The organism is Streptomyces sp. PU-14G (genome assembly GCF_041028275.1).
Classification (GTDB): Bacteria; Actinomycetota; Actinomycetes; order Streptomycetales; family Streptomycetaceae; genus Streptomyces.
Genome location: NZ_JASKYT010000772.1, coordinates 1 through 1,133 on the forward strand (window position 1 = coordinate 1; position 1,133 = coordinate 1,133).

Sequence of the window (1,133 nt, forward strand, 5' to 3'; positions counted from 1 at the left end):
GCCAACCGGGTCTGCATGCCTGCGCCCCCGCTCCACCACCGGAGTGCTGCTCGTCTCGGGGTGCGGTGGAAGTGCGCCCCCTACAGGATGGGGTGAGTCTGCTCGGTCGCTCTCGGTATGCATAAGTGGGTGAGTTTTGGATAACGGAAAAACTCCCCCGCATCATCCCAGAGTATCCTCTGATCCCAACTCAGGTATGCACGATGGGGTGTGAATTGGGATCGTGGGGCACCGCCCGCGCTGCCCGGTAAATCGGTTTTCGGGTCCGGTGAACATCGGGTGGCGGGTTTCTCTTGCTCAGAAATAGACGGTCGGGCACTGTTGATTTCGGGGGGGCGTCACCTTCCCAGTCCCATTCCAGGTGGGACTGGGGCTGCAGAGGGGCTGGCCGATGGAGCGCCCTGATCCCGAGATCGGCCTGGCAACGACACCATCTGTCACACCCAACGACAGACCCGGACACACAAACCACAGGTCAACCACCCGACGTCCGAGGCCACCTCATGACGCATCCAACGCCAGAACGACGACGCCCATCACCAGGTTCAGCCGAGTCGGCTGAAAGCCCAGCGAAGTACCTCCTGGTCAGGTCTGTCCCGCCCGGTCCGTTGGAGGGCTGTGAGGGTGTGGGCTGTGAGCCGGGCCCAGTTACGGAAGTTGCCGTGCGCTGCGTGGCGGTCGGCGTAGGCGATGTCCTCAGGGTCGGTCTTGCTCCAGATGGCGTGGTACTGCGGTGACCTGCTGGACTTCCGCCAGGGTGAGCTTTGTGAGGTGCTGCCAGGTGAAGATGCGGGAGGAGAGCATTGGTTCTTTCCGCAGCACGCTGTGCGCGCCCTCGCCTCCGGCGAAAATAATGGCGATCTGCGTGTAGGGGTTGTCCCAGGCGAACCGGAAGTACTCGAAGGTTTCCTGATTGAGCCATTGCGCTTCGTCGACGACGAGTGTGCGCGGCTGCGAGGCGAGAGAGTCCAAGAGGAGTCGGTCGAATTCGGATGGGTGGCGCGGGGGGKCTCCTGGCAGGCCGAGCGCGGCGAAGAGTTCGTGCCGTACTGCGCGGGCGGTGGGACGGGCGCGGAAGGTGATCCGGCAGACCTCCTCGTCCTTGGTGTCTTGGAGTTCGCGCAGGCAGACGT

At 63.5% G+C, this 1,133-nt stretch carries 1 protein-coding gene; it reads right to left on the minus strand.

The genetic code is table 11. The features are described 5' to 3' along the window. Positions 1-696 precede the first annotated feature (696 nt). The coding region (locus AB8Z75_RS35240) for an AAA family ATPase (RefSeq protein ID WP_369209241.1) at positions 697-1,133 on the minus strand (437 nt) is incomplete at its 5' end.